A 17,436-nucleotide genomic window follows, 5' to 3' on the forward strand; every position below is an offset into this window, starting at 1 on the left:
GGCCGCTCCCGTCTTCGTCCCGGGGTTGCGCGGTGACCCTCCGCGTCTGTCCACGAATACAGCGGTTTGGGGGTGACCTCCCGCAACCGTCAGCGGAGGGTCAGCGGTGGTCTTCCGCGCGCAGCCCGGCCCGGGGGGCGTCGATCACGACGTCGGTGACGATGTCGAAGACGAGGGCGAGGATTGCGCCCACGACGAACACGCCGCCCCCGATCCAGACGAGCGTCCAGTTGGCGGCGGTCAATCCATAGCCGGCGACGGCGGTGCCGAGCACCATCACGGTCACCGCGAGCCATGAGGACGCACGGCCGCCATGGCTGCCGAGATTCTCCGCATGCTCTGACTTGCGCCCCTCAACCATCACAAATCCTTCCCTTTACCGGATATACCGCTAATGGTGCGAACCGGCGGCTTACCGGCATACGCTCTGCCTAACCCCATTCTCCCAGACGGGTCCGACGCTCTCGTCGTCGCGGTGGCTGTGTCTGGTTGCGGAACCGCCTACGATGGCAACGGGGAAGTTTGTCTCAGCCTCTCCTCCTGGCGGCGCCGCCGGGGTAGACCTGCGAGGAGCTTTACATAAAGTGGCAGCCATTCTCGACAAGATCCTACGCGCCGGCGAAGGCAAGACGCTGCGCAAGCTCAAGCGGATCGCCGATCAGGTCAACTCCATCGAGGACGACTTCACGAGCCTGTCCGACGCGGAGTTGCGCGCGCTGACGGACGAATTCAAGCAGCGGCTCGATGCGGGCGAAACCCTCGACGATCTGCTTCCCGAAGCGTTCGCGACCGTGCGCGAGGCGGCCCGCCGCGTGCTCGGCCAGCGTCACTTCGACGTGCAGATCATGGGCGGCGCGAGCCTTCACATGGGCAACATCTCGGAGATGAAGACCGGCGAGGGCAAGACCCTCACCTGTACTCTCCCCGCCTACCTCAACGCGCTCGCCGGCAACGGCGTGCACGTCATCACGGTCAACGACTACCTGGTCAAGGTCGGCGCCGAGCACATGGGGCGCGTCTACCGCTTCCTCGGCCTCGAAGTCGGCATGATCCTGTCCGGGCAGGCCCCCGACGAGCGGCGCAAGCAGTACGAGGCGGACATCACCTACGGCACCAACAACGAGTTCGGCTTCGACTACCTGCGCGACAACATGGCGTGGTCGCTGGACGAGTGCGTGCAGCGCGGCCACCACTTCGCGATCGTCGACGAGGTCGACTCCATCCTCATCGACGAGGCCCGCACCCCGCTGATCATCTCCGGCCCCGGGGAGCAGTCGGGCAAGTGGTACAACGAGTTCGCCAAGATCGTGCCCCGCCTGCGCAGGGGCGTCGAGGCCAAGTCGCCCGACGAGGAGAGCACCGGCGACTACATCGTCGACGAGAAGAAGCGCACGGTCGGCGTCCTGGAGTCCGGTGTCGCCAAGGTCGAGGACTGGCTCGGCATCGACAACCTCTACAAGGCCGAGCACACCCACCTGGTCGGCTTCCTGAACAACGCCCTGAAGGCCAAGGACCTGTTCAAGAAGGACAAGGACTACATCGTCGCCGACGGCGAGGTGCTGATCGTCGACGAGTTCACCGGTCGCATCCTGCACGGCCGCCGTTACAACGAGGGCATGCACCAGGCCATCGAGGCCAAAGAGGGTGTGAAGATCAAGGACGAGAACCAGACTCTCGCCACGGTCACCCTGCAGAACTACTTCCGCCTCTACAAGAAGCTGTCCGGCATGACCGGCACGGCCGTCACCGAGGCGAACGAGTTCCACCAGACGTACAAGCTCGGCGTGGTCCCGATCCCGACGAACCGCCCGATGATCCGCAAGGACCAGGCCGACGTCGTCTACAAGACCGAGGACGCCAAGTTCGCCGCGGTCGTCGAGGACATCAAGGAGCGCTACGACGCCGGCCAGCCGGTGCTCGTCGGCACCACCTCGGTCGAGAAGTCCGAGCGGCTGTCGAAGGCGCTCAAGCGCCGCGGTGTTCCGCACGAGGTGCTCAACGCGAAGAACCACGCGCGCGAGGCCGCGATCGTCGCGGAGGCGGGCCGCAAGGGCGCCGTCACCGTGGCCACCAACATGGCTGGTCGAGGCACCGACATCATGCTCGGCGGCAACTCCGAGTTCCGCGCCGACCTGGAGCTGCGCCAGCGCGGCCTCGACCCGCTCGAAACGCCCGAAGAGTACGAGAAGGCGTGGCCCGAGGCGCTGGAGAAGGCCAAGGCGGCCGTCAAGGCCGAGCACGACGAGGTCACCCAGATCGGCGGCCTCTACGTTCTCGGCACCGAGCGCCACGAGTCGCGCCGCATCGACAACCAGCTCCGCGGCCGCTCCGGCCGTCAGGGTGACCCTGGCGAGTCGCGTTTCTACCTCTCGCTGGGCGACGACCTCATGCGCCTGTTCAACTCGGCCCGGGTCGAGATGATCATGACGAGGCTCAACATCCCCGACGACCAGCCGATCGAGTCCGGCATCGTCTCCAAGGCCATCGCCTCCGCCCAGCACCAGGTCGAGCAGCAGAACTTTGAGATCCGCAAGGAAGTTCTCAAGTACGACGAGGTCATGAACCGGCAGCGCAAGGTGATCTACGCCGAGCGCCACCGCGTGCTGGAGGGCGCCGACCTGCACGAGCAGGTGCGCGGCTTCGTCGGCGAGGTGATCGACGGCTACGTCGCGGGCGCCACGGCCGAGGGCTTCGCCGAAGAGTGGGACCTCGACAAGCTGTGGAAGGCGTTCGGCGAGCTCTATCCCGTCACGCTCACCATCGACAGCGTCGTCGAAGAGGCCGGCAGCCGCGAGGAGCTCACCGCCGAGCTCATCTCCGAGAAGGTGAAGAAGGACGCGCTGGAGGCCTACGCCAGGCGCGAGGAGGAGCTCGGCGGCGACGCCACCCGCGAGTTCGAGCGGCGCGTCATCCTGTCGGTCCTCGACCGCAAGTGGCGCGAGCACCTCTACGAGATGGACTACCTGCGCGAGGGCATCGGCATGCGGGCCTACGCGCAGAAGGACCCGCAGATCGAGTACCAGCGCGAGGGCTTCGAGATGTTCGCCGCGATGCTCGAGGGCATCAAGGAGGACTCGGTCGGCTTCCTCTTCAACATCGAGGTCGAGGTTCAGGAGAACCCGATCGTCGAGGAAGAGGACTCGATGATGGCGGAGACCCGCTCGATCATCGCGCGCGGCCTGCGTGGGCCCGAGCGGCCCGCCGAGCTCGAATACACCGCGCCGGGTGAGGCGGGCGAGGTCGAGCACACCCGGGTCCGCAGCACGTCCGCCGAGCGCGCCGCCTACGGCAACGTAGAGCGCAACGCGCCCTGCCCCTGTGGCTCGGGCAAGAAGTACAAGCGCTGCCACGGTGACCCCAAGCACACGGACGCGTAACACGCCCAGTGCTGTGAAAGAGGCCCTCGCCGCGCGGCGGGGGCCTCTTCGCGTGTCAGGCCGTCTCGAAACGCTGCGTCAGGCTGTCTCGAATGCCGCGTCAGGCGGTCTCGAAGTCCGTGCACAGCCATTGCACGCCGCGCCGCTCCAGCCGGACGGCCAGCACGTGGCTGCGTTCGCCGCAGTGGACGAGCAGGCACATCTCGACCGCGCCGTCCTTGGGCTCCTTCACGTGCGGGCTGCCCACGAACGGCGGCCGTTTCGCTTCGATCATCCGCCCCGCCCGGACGAGCTCACGGTAGGCCCGCTCGGTGAGCCGGTCGGCGACACTCTCGGCCGGCCGCCGCCCCGCGAGCACCTCGGCCAGCGCCTGGCCGAGCGACCTCAGCTTGCGCTCGTCGGGGATGGCCCCCGGCGGCCCCCACACGAGCGGGTCGGAAACGGCATGCGGAAGAGATGACACGGGGCCTCCAATGTCATAGGGGGAGAGGGATCGATACATAGAGTTTCCGGCCCCGCCCCCAAATACGTCGGCCGCCAACTTTCCCGCCAGGGCCGCAGTTTCGCGGTGATTCGCGAACAAGATCACCACAAGTTGGAGCGGTGCAAACCAACGCTCATCACGATTTCGGTCCCGCCAACCCCGCCACCGACCCGCCCAGAACAAATCCGGCCTGCCCAGACGCTCCGCTGCCGCCGCCCGTAACCGCCTGGGCGGTAGGCCCCGGCCAAGAAGACGCACGTCACGGCGGCCAGCCACCTCCACCGGAGGAGCGTGCCCCCGGACAGAACTCAGCCACGTATGGCGGGTGGGGCCCACCGGGCTTGCCGTAAAAAATGGAAGTTATTCGCCCGAGTCGACGTCAGGTTCGGGCTCGCGACCGGGAGTCATGATGTTGAGTTTGCGGATGAGAAAAGTGAAGACCACGTAATAGACCACGCTATAGATCACCCCGAGCAGCAGGATCCCCGGCAAATTGCGGGTGTTCGACTTGCTGGCGTTGAGGAGCATGTCGAGCAGTCCCGCGGAGAAGCCGAAGCCCAACTGCCCGCCGATGAGTGTGGTGAGCGCCATCGCCAGACCGGTCAGCACCGCGTGTACGGCCAGCAGCACCGGCGCCACGAAGATGAACGCGAACTCGATCGGCTCGGTGATGCCGGTGACGAACGAGGCCAGCCCGGCCGACAGCATGATGCCGCCCACGGCCGCCCGCCGGTGCGGAGGCGCGGCCCGCCACATGGCCAGCGCGGCGGCCGGCAGTGCGAACATCATGATCGGGAAGAACCCGGCCATGAACTGGCCGGAGTGCGGGGCGCCGCCGAAGTAGCAGTTCCAGTCGCCGCCGAGGACCTGGCCGCCGACCTCGCACTGCGGGACCACGTACCAGACGATGGAGTTCACGAAGTGGTGCAGGCCGAGCGGGATCAGCAGCCGGTTGATCAGGCCGTAGATGCCGGTGCCCAGCGGTCCGAGCGTGGTCAGGGCCTCGCCCGCGTGGCCGATCCACTCGCCGAGTATCGGCCACACCCAGCCGATGAGCACGCCGAGCAGCAGCGCCGCGATCGAGGTGATGATCGGGACGAACCGGCGCCCGCCGAAGAAGGCCAGCCAGGACGGCAGCTTGATCCGGTGGAAGCGCTGCCAGAGCATGGCGGTGACCAGCCCGATCATGATGCCGCCGAGCACCTGGGTGGGGTTCTGCATGCCGTAGTTGATGATCTCCTTGACGCCCTGAGGCTGCTCGGCCCTGATCAGGACCGTGTTCCTGATGGCCGAGCCGAAGAACATCACCTTGGTCACGCGGTCGAACACCAGGTAGCCGACCACCGCGGCGAGCGCGGTCGAGCCGTCGGACTTGCGGGCGAACCCGATCGCCACCCCCACCGCGAACAGCAGCGGCAGGTTCTCGAACAGCGCCGCACCGGCGGCGGCCAGCACCTCGGCGACCTGGTTCATCCAGCCGAAGCCGGCCACGTCGGCCAGGCCGCCGGGATCGGCGCCGTTGGAGCCGAGCATGTCGGGCTGGCCGAAGCGGAGCAGCAGCGCGGCGGCGGGCAGGGCGGCGATGGGCAGCATGAGTGAGCGGCCCAGCCGCTGGAGCACGTTCATGACGCGTGAGAACGGCGAAGGCTTGGCGGCGGTGGTCTCGTTCACCGGGGGTTCCTCCGGATCGGGCCCTCAGCCCCGTCTGGTGGGCGTTTCCAGAATGGTGCGCAGCTGGTAGCGGTCCGCGCGATAGGTGGACACGCCCAGCTCCGCGCAGACGCCGCCGGAGAAGGATCTGCGCTGCAACAGTAGTACGGCCCCGCCCCGGGCGAGCTTGAGCAGGTCGGCGTCGCTCGGATCGGCGATGCCCCCGTCGATGGTCAGCTCGCCGGCGTCCATGACCAGCCCGTAGCGGCTCTCCAGCAGCTCGTAGAGGGACCTGCCCGACAGGTCGTGCTCGGCCAGGTCGGGGGCGAGCTTGACCGGGATGTGCGCCCGCTCGATGGACAGCGGCTCGCCGTCGGCGGTCCGCAGCCGCTCGATGAAGTGCACTTCCTCGCCGGGCTGGATGCCCAGCTCCTTGGCAAGGTGGGCGCTGGCGCGTACGACCCTTCTGTCCAGGTCGCGCGAGCCCGGCTCCATGCCGCGCGCCCGCATGTCGTCGGTGAACGACGTGAGTTGCAGCGCCAGTTCGATCTTGGGTCGGGCCACGAACGTGCCCTTGCCGGGCACCCGGTGCAGGCGGCCCTCGGACACCAGGTGGTCGACCGCCTGCCGGACGGTCATCCTGGACAGGCCGAAGCGCTGGCAGAGCTCCCGTTCGGACGGGATCGCCGCGCCGATGCTCAGCTCGTCGCTGTCGATGAGATCCAGCAGGATCTCGCGGAGCTGGAAGTACTTGGGCACCGGGCTGTCCGGATCGATGTGCGCCACGGATCCTCCCCTCGATCTGACCTGGGCAATGAGCTATGGTTCGTACTGGTCTAGTCCGGACTAGACCACATGTCGTAAAACAGGGTCAAGTCTGCACGGTAACGATTTGAGGGATGATGACCACCAAGATGCGCAGCGAGATCGCCGAGCAGCCCCAGGCGCTGCGGGCCACGCTCGACTCCCTGCTCCCCAGGGTCGGCGAGGTGAGAGCACTGGGCGAGCAGACCCGGCAACTGCTGTTCATCGCGCGTGGCACCTCCGACAATGCCGCAGTCTACGGCCGCTACCTGGTCGAAGCCCGCACGGGTCGCCTCGCCGCCCTGGCCGCCCCGTCCGTCGCGACGACGTACAAGCGCAAGCTGGACCTCGACGGCGTGCTGGCCGTCGCCATCTCGCAGTCGGGGCGGACCGAGGAGATCGTCGAGACGCTGATCTGGGCCAAGGACTGCGGGGCCAGGACGGTCGGCGTGACCAACGGCGGTCCGGACAGCCCGCTGGCCCAGGCCGCCGACCTGGCGCTGTGCACGCTGGCGGGTGAGGAGAAGGCGGTCCCCGCCACGAAGACCTACACCACCCAGCTCGCCGCGCTGGCCGTGCTCGCGCTCGGTCTCGGCGCCGACGTGGACGCGGCCGACCTGCAGCGGGTCCCGGAAGCGGTCGAGAAGCTGATCGCCGAGCCGGGTGACCTCGACGCGGTCGTCGAGGGCCTGGCCGACAAGCACGGGGCCGTGGTCTCCGCCCGCGGCCTGGCCTTCTCCACCGCGCTGGAGACCGCGCTCAAGCTCAAGGAGGCGTGCTACCTGCACGCGATGGGCCTGTCGTACGCCGACCTGCTGCACGGGCCGATCGCCGTGGTCGACGCCGAGACCCCCGCCCTGCTGGTCGCCGCCGAGAACAGCCCGACGCTGTCCGGGACCGTGGCGCTCGCCGAGCGCGTCGTCGCCGCGGGCGCCGCGGCCTTCACCATCGGCGGCGGTCCGGCGCTGGCCCAGGCGGGTACGGCGGCGCTCAACGGCCCCGACCTGCCCGAGTGGGTCGCGCCCATGGGCCTCATCGTGCCGGGGCAGTTGCTCACCGAGGCGCTGGCCAGGAGGCTGGGCATCGACCCCGACGCGCCGCGCGGGCTCAACAAGGTGACCCAGACCGACTGACGTTTAGCCTGGTCGTAACGTACGAGGAGGACGGATGGCGGCTGATGCCAGCGCGATCATCGCGGGGCTCGGCGGTGCCGACAACATCATCGACATCGAACCCTGCATCACCCGGCTACGGACGGAGGTGCGCGACGTCTCCAAGGTCGACCAGGCCGCGCTCAAGGCGGCGGGCGCGCACGGCGTCATGGCCGCGGGCAACGTGGTGCAGGTCGTCGTCGGGCCCGAGGCGGACACGATCGCCAGCGACATCGAGGACATCATCGGCTAGAGGGCGAGACCATGACGACTGTTCTCGCCCCGGTCGAGGGGGTGGCCGTGGGGCTGTCGGCCGTGCCCGATCCGGTGTTCTCCGCGGGCATGGTCGGGCCGGGAACGGCGATAGATCCAGCGCGGGGACCGGGCACGGCCGTAGCCCCGATAACAGGAAAAATCATGAAATTGCATCCGCATGCCTACGTCATCGTGGGGGACGACGGCAAGGGCGTGCTGGTGCATCTGGGCATCGATACGGTTCAGCTGAAGGGGAAGGGATTCGAGCTTCTCGCGGCCGAGGGTGACCGGGTGTGCGCGGGCCAGCCCGTGGTGGCCTGGGACCCGGCCGCGATCGAGGCCGGTGGCCGCTCGCCGGTCTGCCCGGTGGTGGCGCTCGACGCGCCCGCCGGTTCGGTGACGGCCATGGCCGGCGGGTCCGTACACGCCGGAGACGAGCTTTTTCTCTGGGATTAGGGCCAGAGCACGATCTGGGTCCGGGTGGTCCGGACCGGTGGACAAGGAGGAGTACATGGCCGAGCGCAAGGTCACCGTGGCGGCGGAAGTAGGCTTGCACGCCCGCCCGGCGGCGACGTTCGTGCAGACCGCAGTCAAGGCCCCGATGGACATCACCGTGACCAAGGGCGTAGGAGGCACGCCGGTCAACGGCAAGAGCATCCTGCAGATCCTGGGGCTGGACGTCCGGCAGGGCGAGGACATCGTGATCAGGGCCGAGGGTGAGGGCGCCGACGAGGTGCTCGACCAGTTGGCGGCGATCGCCGGGACGCCATGAACCTGCGGGGGGCCGGGGTCAGCCCGGGGATCGGGATGGGTGCCGCGTACGTGCTGACCGGCGCCGTACCCGAACCTGTCGCCGGCTCCACGTACGAGGGCCCGCCCGAGCCGGAGCGGGAGCGGGCGGTGGCCGCGCTCAGGCAGGTGGCGGGAGAGCTGGAGGCCTGCGGCAACCGGGCCGGCGGCGAGGCCAAGGAGATCCTCAAGGCCCAAGCGCTGATCGCCGAGGACCCCGGCCTGGTGGTGGGGGTCAAGGCGCTGATCGACGAGGGGATCGCGGCTCCCCGGGCGGTCTACCAAGCTTTCGCGAAATATCGGGACATGCTGGCTAGTGCGGGCGGGTACCTCGGCGAACGCGTCGCCGACCTGGACGACATCAGGGACCGCGTGATCGCCCGCCTCACGGGCCACCCCCTGCCGGCCCCGCCCCCCGACCTCGGCACAGGCGAGCCGTACGTGCTGATCGCCATCGATCTGGCGCCCGCCGACACCGCGTTGCTGTCGAAGGACGTGGTGGCCGCGTTCGTGACCGAGGGCGGCGGGCCGACCAGCCACACCGCGATCCTGTCCAGGGCGATGGGCGTGCCCGCCGTCGTGGCCTGTCCGGGCGCGACCGAGATCCCGCCCGGCACCCGGGTGCTGGTCGACGGCAACACCGGAGAGGTACGCCTGGAGCCCACCGAGTCCGACGTGGCCCGGCACGTCAGTGCGAACGACGCCAGGCGGCAACGGATGACGACCGGCGGCCCCGGCCGGACCCGCGACGGCTACCTGGTGCAACTACTGGCCAACATCGGCGGCCCGGGCGACCTCGACGGGGCGCTGGCGGCCGGGGCGGAGGGGGTCGGGCTCTATCGCACCGAGTTCCTCTTCCTCGGGCGACCCGAGGCGCCATCGGTGGCGGAGCAGGAGCAGGCCTATCGGGCGGCGCTGGCGGCGTTCCCGGGCGGAAAAGTGGTGGTGCGGACGCTGGATGCCGGAGCCGACAAGCCGCTGGCGTTCCTGCCGCCGGCCGCGCCCGAGCCGAACCCGGCCCTCGGCGAGCGCGGCCTGCGGCTGTTCGAGAAGTTCCCGAAGGTGATGGACGCCCAGTTGGAGGCGCTGTCCGTGGCGGCGGCGGTGGATCGGGCCGGCGCGGTCCGGGCGGGCACGGCGGCGGCCGAGCTCCAGGTGATGGCTCCGATGGTCGCCACGGCCCAGGAGGCCAAGTGGTTCGCCGACGCCTGCCACACCAGGGGGCTCCCGCAGGCGGGTGTGATGATCGAGATTCCGGCGGCGGCGCTGCGGGCGGAGAGCCTGGTCACGGTGGTCGACTTCGTGTCGATCGGGACCAATGACCTGTCGCAGTACACCTTCGCCGCCGACCGCCAGTCCGGCGCGCTGGGCTCGTTGCAGGATCCGTGGCAGCCCGCGCTGCTCGACCTCGTCGCCATGACCGCCACGGCCGCCGCCGACAACGGCAAACCGTGCGGCGTCTGCGGGGAGTCGGCCGCCGACCCGGCCATGGCCTGCGTGCTCGTGGGGCTCGGGGTGACCACGCTGTCCATGGGCGCCGCCGCGCTGCCGGCCGTACGGACGGGGCTGGGTGCGCACACACTGGACCAGTGCCAGCTAGCCGCGCAGGCGGCACGGGGGGCCAGTACGGCGGCGCACGCCCGCGCGGCGGCCCGCTCGCACCTGCCCGGCCTCGTCCCGCTGGGCGTCTAGGAGCGCTGAGCGGACGCCGGAAGGACGGCTTGTGGTCCGGGCGTCTCGCGGGCATGGATACCGTTGGGAGCATGCTTCGACGGACAGGTACGACCGGGCTCCTGGTGATGGCTCTCGCGGCATGCGCCGGTGGTGGTGGCGCTCCGGCGGGCGCCGCTCCGGCGACCAGGCCCGAGGTGGCGACCCCGGCCACGACCCAGCCGACCCAGCCGACTCAGCCGAGCTCCTCGCAGAGCAGCGAGAGCGACGACCTGCGGCTGGTCGTGTCGAAGATGAGCGTGGAGGAGAAGGTCGGCCAGCTTTTCATGCCGGTCCTGTACGGCACGGCGCCCGGCACCGTGTCGGGCGAGAACCAGGCGAGGTACGGCGCCCAGACCCCGGCCAAGGTGGTCGCCAGATACCACCTCGGCGGCGTGATCCTTTTCCCGGCCAACATCAAGAGCGTCGACCAGGTCGTCAACCTGACCAACGGGCTGCAGCAGGCGTCCAAGAGAGTCCCGCTGCTGATCGGCACCGACCAGGAGAACGGCCTGGTGTCCCGGATGGGCGCGCTGATGACCGACTTCCCCGGCGCCTCCGAGGTGGGCTCGACCAAGGACACCGCGCTCGCGCGGGCCGTGGCCAAGGCCACCGGCGAGGAGCTGCGCGCGGTCGGCGTGAACCTGGACTTCGCCCCGGTCGCCGACGTGAACGTCGACCCGCGGAACCCGGTCATCGGCAAGCGCGCCTTCGGCGACCAGCCGGGCGAGGTGGCCAAGATGGTGGCCGCGTCGGTCAAGGGCTTCAGGGACGCCAAGGTCGCCGCCACCGCCAAGCACTTCCCCGGCCACGGCGACACCAACATCGACAGCCACACCGGGCTGCCGGTGATCAAGCACACGAAGGAGCAGTGGGAGCGGATCGACGCGCCGCCGTTCAAGGCCGCGATCGCCGCCGGCGTCGACGCCGTGATGAGCGCGCACATCGTCTTCCCCAAGCTCGACCCGTCACGCGACCCCGCGACGCTGTCCAAGCCCATCCTGACCGGGCTGCTCAGGAACAAGCTCGGCTTCCAGGGCGTGATCTCCACCGACGCGCTCAACATGGAAGGGGTGCGCAAGAAGTACAACGATGCCGAGATCCCCGTGCGCGCCATCCAGGCGGGGGCCGACCTGCTGCTCATGCCGTACGACCTGCCCAAGGCGTACAACGGGGTGCTGGCGGCGGTGAAGTCGGGCAAGATCTCGCAGCAGCGTCTCGACGAGTCGGTGACCCGGCTGCTCAAGCTCAAGCAGGCCCGTGGCCTGCTGCCCAAGGCGCCCGTGGCGTCGGCCGCGCAGGCGGCCAAGGTGCTCCGCAGCGCGGAGCACCGGAAGGTGGCCGCCCGCGTCGCGCGTTAGTGCGAGCCCTTGAGCCCGCTGGCGATGAACATCGAGGCGAGCAGGGCGAACAGGAACGCCTGCAGGAACATGATGAACATCTCGAACGCGGTCATCAGTATCGTCATCACCACGCCGAGGACGCCGATGCCCACGCCGAGCACGGTGAGCCGCTCGAACAGGAACCAGAAGCCGACCGAGCTGAAGAACGCCAGGAGGAGATGGCCGGCGAACATGTTCGCGAACAACCGGATGAAGTGCGTGAACAGTGAGTTGATGAAGGTCTCGGCGAGGATCAGCGGGGCATAGATCCCGTAGGCCCAGCCGGGCAGGCCGTCCAGGTACACGACGCCTTTGAGGTAGCCGCGTACGCCGTGGTGCTTGACGCCCAGGTAGACCTTGAGGACGTACACGCTGACCGCCAGCACGAAGGGGAAGGCGATGTGCGCGGCGACGGGGAACTGGATGAACGGGATGACGCCCATCAGATTCCAGACCAGTACGGTCAGGAAGACGGTGAGGAGCAGGCCCATCCACTTGTCGGCGTCCTTGCCGAGGTTGGGCTTGGCGACCTGTTCGCGGACGAACATGTAGGCGTACTCGCCGAGGTTCTGCCAGCCTCTGGGGACCAGTTTCGGCTTGGCGAAGGCGGCCCAGCACAAGGCGATGATCAGGGTCGAGGAGAGCAGGGCGAGCAGGACGGGTTTGGTCAGCCACTCCGGGCCGCCGGGGATTATCGGGTCGAAGTCGAACAGCTCCGTACCCGGAGCTTTGAACTCATCCGAGGTGATCAGGATCGTCGTCCGCACGGCGGTCCCTTCCGGGGGTCAGCTCAATGGAACCTCACCATAGCCAGGCAATTTGCTCGTCCTATACCTGGGGTTTATGTCGGTCTCCGTGGGATGTGCGACGCTCTACTACCCTAGAACGGGATTCCAAGGAGGGGCCTTGATCACAGGGGTGCTGATCGACTGGGGTGGGGTGCTCACGACCAGTCTCTCCGTCTCCATCGGCAAGTGGATCGAGGCGGATCGCATCGACGACGCCCACTACCGATCCGTCATGCGCGAGCTGATCGACCAGGCCTACGGCGGTGACCAGGAGAGCGTCGTGCACGCGCTGGAGCGCGGGGAGATGGACGGGGCCGCGTTCGAGCGCGACCTGGCCGCCCGGCTGCGGACCGTCGACGGGGTGTCGCCCGAGGCCGAGGGGCTGCTGGAGCGGATGTTCGCCGGCTTCGAGCGGGTCGACGCGATGTACGACATGCTGCACGACGTCAAGCGCAACGGCTTCAAGACCTGCCTGCTGTCCAACTCCTGGTCCAACGTCTACCCCCGGGACGGCTGGGACGAGCTCTTCGACGCGATCGTGATCTCCGGCGAGGTCGGCATGCGCAAGCCGGAGCCGCGCATCTTCCAGCACGCGCTCGGCCAGGTCGGGCTGCCCGGCGAGGCGTGCGTGTTCATCGACGACATCGAGGCCAACATCGTGGCCGCGCGGGGGCTCGGCATGGCGGGCATCCACCACCGCGACGCCGATTCGACCATCGCGGAACTCGAGTCTCTGCTCCAACTTCCGTTGCGACGGGCATGATAGAGCCCCCTTGCATGCAGTGAAAGGTTCGTGATGCGCGTCTATCTGCCGTGCACGCTCCCCGCCCTGACCCGAGCGGTCGAGGTGGGAGAGCTAGGCCCGGCCCCGCTGACCGGTTACGCGGTGACCCCCGCGCTGACCGAGTGGTACGCCTCGGGAGACACCGAGGAGCTCGAATACGTGGCACTCACCGAGGCGGCCCGCGCCTCGCTGCGCATGCTGGCCGCCGATCACGCCGACGGCGTCGAGGCGGGCTCCCGCCGCCTGGTCGTCGTCGCCGAGGTGCCGGACGGCGCCCTGTCCATCGGCGCCGACCTGGAAGAACGGGCCAGAGTACGGGTGGCGGAGCCGGTGCCGATGGCCAAGGTGGCCGCGGTCCACGTCGACGACCTCTACGCGGTCCCCGACATCCAGGCCGCGATAGCCGCCCTTCCCGCCGCCGACGGAGGCGACGACGACGCCCGCTTCACCGTGGACGGCGCCGAGGCGCATGAGCTCATGTGGTTCGCCACCCAGGAGATTGCCGATCTCATACAGTAACGTTAGGAACACGTTAAATAGATCACAGAGCCTTGACCGTTTCCCGAAGCTTCTCGCTAAGGTCCCCCACGGATACCCATCCCGAACTCAAGGAGTCGGTTCCGAGTGAAGTTTCGAGTGACGGCTATCGCGGTTGGCGCGGTGGCAGCGGCCCTCCTCACGATCTCTCCCGCCAGCGCGCAGGCGGCCCCCAAGCACTACTACGACCACAAGGACCCCTACAAGACCGGTTGCGGCAACTCCGCCAAGGTGGTGCGGACCGCCTCGCTGAGCAACCGCATCGATGGCAAGGTCGGCACGATCCAGCTCTGGTGGTCGGGCAAGTGCAAGACCAACTGGACCGAGATCAGGACGGCCTCGTCCGCGCACGGCACGATCAGCGTCTACACCGACGAGGGGTACGACCGGTTCTCGTTCAAGGCGGGCAACGGCGGCCGTCACTGGGGCAACATGCTCTATGGCAACGACATGTGCGCCTGGGGCGGTGCCAGCGTCGTGTTCGGCTCCGGCCGGGGCGGCCAGAACGGCGCCGGCACCACCACCAAGGCCTGCGGGTAGCCATGCGGGTCTGACCCGCCGTCACGGGTGAAGCCGCGGCCGACAGGCTGCGGCTTCACCGTTCATCGGGATGTCACACCTGCCGGTTAAACTGATCGTGACATGACAAAGCACATCATCTGGGACTGGAACGGCACGCTGTTCCACGACATCGACGCCGTTGTCGGAGCGACCAACGAGGTCTTCAGGCCGTACGAGCTGCCCCCGTTGACCGCGGACGAGTTTCGCACGATCTACACCCGGCCCATCTGGGTCGCCTATGAGCGGCTGCTCGGCCGTCCGCTCAACGAGGGCGAGTGGGAGCTGCTCGACGAAGGCTTCCACGAGCACTACTTCCGCCTCAGCGTGGCCTGCCGGCTGGCCGCCGACGCCGAGCTGTCGCTCACGAGCTGGACGGGCACGCAGTCGCTCTGCTCGATGGCCCCGCACACCCATCTGGTGCCGCTGATCGAGTCCTTCGGCATCACCCGGCACTTCACCAGGGTCGACGGCCTGGTGGGCCTGACGGGTGGCGAGAAGGCCGCGCACCTGACCGCCCACATCGAGGCCATCGACGTCGAGGCCCGCGAGATCCTGGTGATCGGCGACAGCGTCGACGACGGGCTCGCCGCGAAGCACGTGGGCGCCAGGGCCGTCCTCTACACCGGCGGCATGACCACGCGCGCCGAGCTGGAGGCCACCGGGCTGCCGGTCGTCGACACCCTCGCGCAAGCGCTCACTTATGCCTGAATCGCTCAGCCGGGGGTCCTGGCCGGGCGGATGGCCGTACCCTGGCTGGGTCCCCTTCAGGAGGTCGCCATCAAACGCCTTGTGCTCTGGAACATCGACCTCACCCTGGTCGACGTCGCGATAGTGACCAGGGACGCCTACGCCGAGGCGTTCCGCGCCGTGACCGGGCGCCCGATGCTCAAACTGGCGCCGGCGCGCGGCCGCGCCGACTCCGAGATCGTCTTCGAGACCCTCGCGGTCAACGGCATCGTCACCGAGGACGACACCCTGCCGCGATTCCTGTCCGCGCTGGCGATGGCGTTCGCCGACCGGCGCAAGCGCCTGGCCACCGAGGGCCGCGCGATGGCGGGCGCCAAGGAGGCGCTCAAGGCCGTCGCCGGACTCGACGGCGTGGTCCAGACGGTGCTCACCGGCACGATCAAGAGCAACGCCGTGCACAAGCTCAGGGCGTTCGGGCTCGAGAAGCACATCGACTTCGAGCTCGGCGGCTACGGCGAGGAGGTCTACCCCAAGGCGTCGCTGCTCCAGGTCGCCCAGGGGCGGGCCAAGGCGCGCTTCGGGGTGCCGTTCACCTCGGCCAACACCGTGGTCATCGGGGACTCGACGCGTGACGTGCAGGCCGCCAAGATCGGCGGGGCGGCGATGATCGGGGTGGCCTCCGGCCGGTCGATGGCCGGCGAGCTGCGCGAGGCCGGGGCCGACCTCGTGCTGCCCGATCTGTCCAACGCTTCGGAGGTGGTGGCCGCGGTCGCCAGCCTCACCGCACCGGTCGACCGCAAGCCGGTCAGCCCCTGAGCCGGGCCGATCCGAGCAGGGTGTCGGTGAACCGGAGGCGGGTCAGCTCAGCGCGTTGAGGAAGCGGGCCGCGATCGGGGCCGCCACCGCGGAGCCGGCGCCGCCGCCCTCCACGATCACCGCGAACGCCAGGTCCCCCCGGTAGCCGATGAACCAGGAGTGCGCGGGCGGTTCCTTGCCGGAGCCGTACTCCGCCGTTCCGGTCTTGCCCGCCGTACCGGAGGGGAACTTCACCGCGTGCGCGGTGCCGTCGGTGACGACGGCGGGCATGAGCTCGCGCAGGGCCCGCACCACGCCGTCCTCCAGCGGGCGCGGCCGGAGCGTGCGGTCCGGCATCAGCTCCTGGGCGACCAGGCGGGGCGGGCGCCAGGCGCCGTCGGCGATGGCGGCGGCGACCGAGGCCATGTTGAGCGGGCTGGCCAGCACCCTGCCCTGCCCGATCGAGGCGGAGGCGAGGTCGGTGTCGTCCTTGGGCGCGGGGAACTCGGCCTTCACCGCCGGCACACCCGGCGTGATCGCGGAGCCGAAGCCGAAGCCGGCGGCCACCTCGGCGAGCCGGCCGTCCCCGAGCTCCGCCACCCCCATCGCGCCGAACGTGGTGTTGCACGAGTGGGCGAAGGCGTCGCGGAAGGAGAGTTTCCCGTAGTCGTGGAAGCCCGCGTTGTGGAAGGGGAAGCCGCCGATGTTCTGCTCGGCCGGGCACTCGACCTGCTCGTCCGGCTTCGCCCCGTCCGCGACCAGCGCGGAGGCGGTCACGACCTTGAACGTCGAGCCGGGCGGGTACTTGCCGAGCAGCGCCCGGTTGAACCCGCCCGGCTTGTTGACCACCGAAAGGATCTCGCCGGTCGACGGCCGGATGGCGACCAGCGAGGCCGGTTTGCTGATGTCCTCCAGCGCGGCGGCGCCCGCCCGGTGCACCTTGAGGTCGATCGTGGTGCGCAGCGGCTTCTTCTCCTCCGGCTTGACCACGGTCTGGAGGAACTCCTCGCCCTGGTACAGGTCGATCCGGCGGGACTGCCCGTCGGCGAGCCGGTCCGGGTAGGTCTGCTTGAGCCCGTCGACGAGCTGCAGCACCGAGCCGGGCGTGTCCGGGGTGTCCATGCGGCTGCCGTCGGCCGCCAGGACCGGCGGCGTCGCGGCCTTCTCCGTGACCAGCCGCAGGGATCTGCCCTGCTCGAGCGAGGGGTTGATGGCGGCCGGGGTCCAGGCGACCTGCCACGAGCCGCCGCGCTCTACGAGCTTGAGCTTGCCGTCGTACTTCCAGTCCTTCGGGCCGGTGAGGGTGGCGTGGAAGGTGACCGTACCGCCCGTGGAGGTCGCGTCGCGCTCGAAGGTCGCCCCGGTGAGCTGGAGGTCGGCGCGGAAGCGCTGGTGCCGGCGCTCGAAGTCGGCGGGCGGGTCGGCGACGAGCTCCCGCATCCGCGCGTAGTCCTGGACGGACCAGGCGGACAGGTACGAGTCGGCCGTCTCCTCGGGCGTGCCCTTCGTCCGCAGCACCCAGAGCGTGCCGGCCGCCGCGAGGACGAGCACCAGCACCGCGGCGGTGATCCACGGCCACCACCTGCGCCTTCGCCTGGGCGGCGTCTCAGGCTGAAGGTTCATGAAATTTGTCCCCATTTGCGGCCCCATGCCGCCGAGCACACCAGAGCCCGCCGCGTGCT

At 69.2% G+C, this 17,436-nt stretch carries 17 protein-coding genes and 1 pseudogene; 12 read left to right on the plus strand and 6 right to left on the minus strand.

Annotation, left to right across the window (positions count from 1 at the left end; all coding sequences use genetic code 11):
* Positions 1–100 precede the first annotated feature (100 nt).
* Entirely contained in the window at positions 101–361 is a 261-nt protein-coding gene (locus tag KLK06_RS02125) for an HGxxPAAW family protein (RefSeq protein ID WP_214633527.1), read from the minus strand.
* Positions 362–584: 223 nt separating this feature from the next.
* Between KLK06_RS02125 and secA the strand changes: the two genes are divergently transcribed.
* Positions 585–3,377, plus strand: a complete 2,793-nt coding sequence (gene secA, locus KLK06_RS02130) for a preprotein translocase subunit SecA (protein WP_214633528.1) — start codon at positions 585–587, stop codon at positions 3,375–3,377.
* Positions 3,378–3,477: 100 nt separating this feature from the next.
* Here the strand turns inward: secA and KLK06_RS02135 are convergent, their stop codons facing one another.
* From KLK06_RS02135 to KLK06_RS02145, 3 genes are all read right to left on the minus strand, one after another.
* The gene (locus KLK06_RS02135) at positions 3,478–3,840 is read right to left on the minus strand and encodes an Rv3235 family protein (protein ID WP_308168065.1); all 363 of its coding nucleotides are present in this window, start codon (positions 3,838–3,840) and stop codon (positions 3,478–3,480) included.
* Between the two features lie 381 nt (positions 3,841–4,221).
* Complete coding sequence (locus tag KLK06_RS02140) at positions 4,222–5,532, minus strand: PTS transporter subunit EIIC (protein WP_308168066.1); 1,311 nt, start codon at positions 5,530–5,532, stop codon at positions 4,222–4,224.
* Positions 5,533–5,556: 24 nt separating this feature from the next.
* Positions 5,557–6,297 carry a GntR family transcriptional regulator gene (locus tag KLK06_RS02145; protein ID WP_214633529.1) on the minus strand — a complete coding sequence of 247 codons (741 nt, stop codon included), beginning with the start codon at positions 6,295–6,297 and terminating at the stop codon, positions 5,557–5,559.
* A gap of 116 nt (positions 6,298–6,413) precedes the next feature.
* Here KLK06_RS02145 and KLK06_RS02150 point away from each other — a divergent pair, with 116 nt between their 5' ends.
* The 6 genes and pseudogenes from KLK06_RS02150 to nagZ all read left to right on the plus strand — a co-directional run bounded on the left by KLK06_RS02150 (position 6,414) and on the right by nagZ (position 11,581).
* Positions 6,414–7,448: an SIS domain-containing protein gene (locus tag KLK06_RS02150; RefSeq protein ID WP_374197096.1), complete on the plus strand. Its 1,035-nt coding sequence runs from the start codon at positions 6,414–6,416 to the stop codon at positions 7,446–7,448.
* Between the two features lie 31 nt (positions 7,449–7,479).
* Positions 7,480–7,719 (plus strand): annotated as a pseudogene (locus KLK06_RS02155) (glucose PTS transporter subunit EIIB); the annotation flags it as partial.
* A gap of 11 nt (positions 7,720–7,730) precedes the next feature.
* Positions 7,731–8,177 (plus strand): PTS glucose transporter subunit IIA, encoded by a 447-nt coding sequence (locus KLK06_RS02160; RefSeq protein WP_214633532.1) that lies wholly within the window; start codon positions 7,731–7,733, stop codon positions 8,175–8,177.
* Positions 8,178–8,232: 55 nt separating this feature from the next.
* Positions 8,233–8,493 (plus strand): HPr family phosphocarrier protein, encoded by a 261-nt coding sequence (locus KLK06_RS02165; protein WP_214633533.1) that lies wholly within the window; start codon positions 8,233–8,235, stop codon positions 8,491–8,493.
* Positions 8,490–10,202: a phosphoenolpyruvate--protein phosphotransferase gene (ptsP, locus tag KLK06_RS02170; RefSeq protein ID WP_214633534.1), complete on the plus strand. Its 1,713-nt coding sequence runs from the start codon at positions 8,490–8,492 to the stop codon at positions 10,200–10,202. The genes KLK06_RS02165 and ptsP overlap by 4 nt, the downstream gene beginning before the upstream one ends.
* Before the next feature lie 71 nt (positions 10,203–10,273).
* Positions 10,274–11,581 (plus strand): beta-N-acetylhexosaminidase, encoded by a 1,308-nt coding sequence (nagZ, locus tag KLK06_RS02175; protein ID WP_214633535.1) that lies wholly within the window; start codon positions 10,274–10,276, stop codon positions 11,579–11,581.
* On the opposite strand, the gene atpB is transcribed toward nagZ, so the two are convergent.
* Positions 11,578–12,369 carry a F0F1 ATP synthase subunit A gene (atpB, locus tag KLK06_RS02180; protein WP_214633536.1) on the minus strand — a complete coding sequence of 264 codons (792 nt, stop codon included), beginning with the start codon at positions 12,367–12,369 and terminating at the stop codon, positions 11,578–11,580. The genes nagZ and atpB overlap by 4 nt on opposite strands.
* A 139-nt stretch (positions 12,370–12,508) precedes the next feature.
* Here atpB and KLK06_RS02185 point away from each other — a divergent pair, with 139 nt between their 5' ends.
* The 5 genes from KLK06_RS02185 (at position 12,509) to KLK06_RS02205 (ending at position 15,775) form a co-directional block, all read left to right on the plus strand.
* Positions 12,509–13,153, plus strand: a complete 645-nt coding sequence (locus KLK06_RS02185; RefSeq protein ID WP_250904747.1) for an HAD family phosphatase — start codon at positions 12,509–12,511, stop codon at positions 13,151–13,153.
* A gap of 33 nt (positions 13,154–13,186) precedes the next feature.
* Positions 13,187–13,693: a hypothetical protein gene (locus KLK06_RS02190; protein WP_214633538.1), complete on the plus strand. Its 507-nt coding sequence runs from the start codon at positions 13,187–13,189 to the stop codon at positions 13,691–13,693.
* A gap of 105 nt (positions 13,694–13,798) precedes the next feature.
* Positions 13,799–14,251 (plus strand): DUF2690 domain-containing protein, encoded by a 453-nt coding sequence (locus KLK06_RS02195; RefSeq protein ID WP_214633539.1) that lies wholly within the window; start codon positions 13,799–13,801, stop codon positions 14,249–14,251.
* A 102-nt stretch (positions 14,252–14,353) separates the two neighbouring features.
* Entirely contained in the window at positions 14,354–14,980 is a 627-nt protein-coding gene (locus KLK06_RS02200; protein ID WP_214633540.1) for an HAD family hydrolase, read from the plus strand.
* A gap of 30 nt (positions 14,981–15,010) precedes the next feature.
* Positions 15,011–15,775 (plus strand): HAD hydrolase-like protein, encoded by a 765-nt coding sequence (locus KLK06_RS02205; protein WP_214633541.1) that lies wholly within the window; start codon positions 15,011–15,013, stop codon positions 15,773–15,775.
* Positions 15,776–15,817: 42 nt separating this feature from the next.
* Here the strand turns inward: KLK06_RS02205 and KLK06_RS02210 are convergent, their stop codons facing one another.
* Entirely contained in the window at positions 15,818–17,377 is a 1,560-nt protein-coding gene (locus KLK06_RS02210; RefSeq protein WP_214633542.1) for a penicillin-binding transpeptidase domain-containing protein, read from the minus strand.
* Positions 17,378–17,436: the final 59 nt, after the last annotated feature.

Origin of the sequence: Nonomuraea sp. NEAU-A123 (assembly GCF_018603905.1) — a bacterium.
GTDB lineage: Bacteria > Actinomycetota > Actinomycetes > Streptosporangiales > Streptosporangiaceae > Nonomuraea.

Bases quoted from the DNA above. Each gene is read 5' to 3' on its own strand.
- KLK06_RS02125 (WP_214633527.1), bottom strand. From the start codon at position 361: ATGGTTGAGGGGCGCAAGTCAGAGCATGCGGAGAATCTCGGCAGCCAT.
- KLK06_RS02150 (WP_374197096.1), top strand. From the start codon at position 6,414: ATGACCACCAAGATGCGCAGCGAGATCGCCGAGCAGCCCCAGGCGCTG.
- KLK06_RS02160 (WP_214633532.1), top strand. From the start codon at position 7,731: ATGACGACTGTTCTCGCCCCGGTCGAGGGGGTGGCCGTGGGGCTGTCG.
- KLK06_RS02165 (WP_214633533.1), top strand. From the start codon at position 8,233: ATGGCCGAGCGCAAGGTCACCGTGGCGGCGGAAGTAGGCTTGCACGCC.
- ptsP (WP_214633534.1), top strand. From the start codon at position 8,490: ATGAACCTGCGGGGGGCCGGGGTCAGCCCGGGGATCGGGATGGGTGCC.
- nagZ (WP_214633535.1), top strand. From the start codon at position 10,274: ATGCTTCGACGGACAGGTACGACCGGGCTCCTGGTGATGGCTCTCGCG.
- KLK06_RS02190 (WP_214633538.1), top strand. From the start codon at position 13,187: ATGCGCGTCTATCTGCCGTGCACGCTCCCCGCCCTGACCCGAGCGGTC.
- KLK06_RS02200 (WP_214633540.1), top strand. From the start codon at position 14,354: ATGACAAAGCACATCATCTGGGACTGGAACGGCACGCTGTTCCACGAC.
- KLK06_RS02205 (WP_214633541.1), top strand. From the start codon at position 15,011: ATGGCCGTACCCTGGCTGGGTCCCCTTCAGGAGGTCGCCATCAAACGC.
- KLK06_RS02210 (WP_214633542.1), bottom strand. From the start codon at position 17,377: ATGAACCTTCAGCCTGAGACGCCGCCCAGGCGAAGGCGCAGGTGGTGG.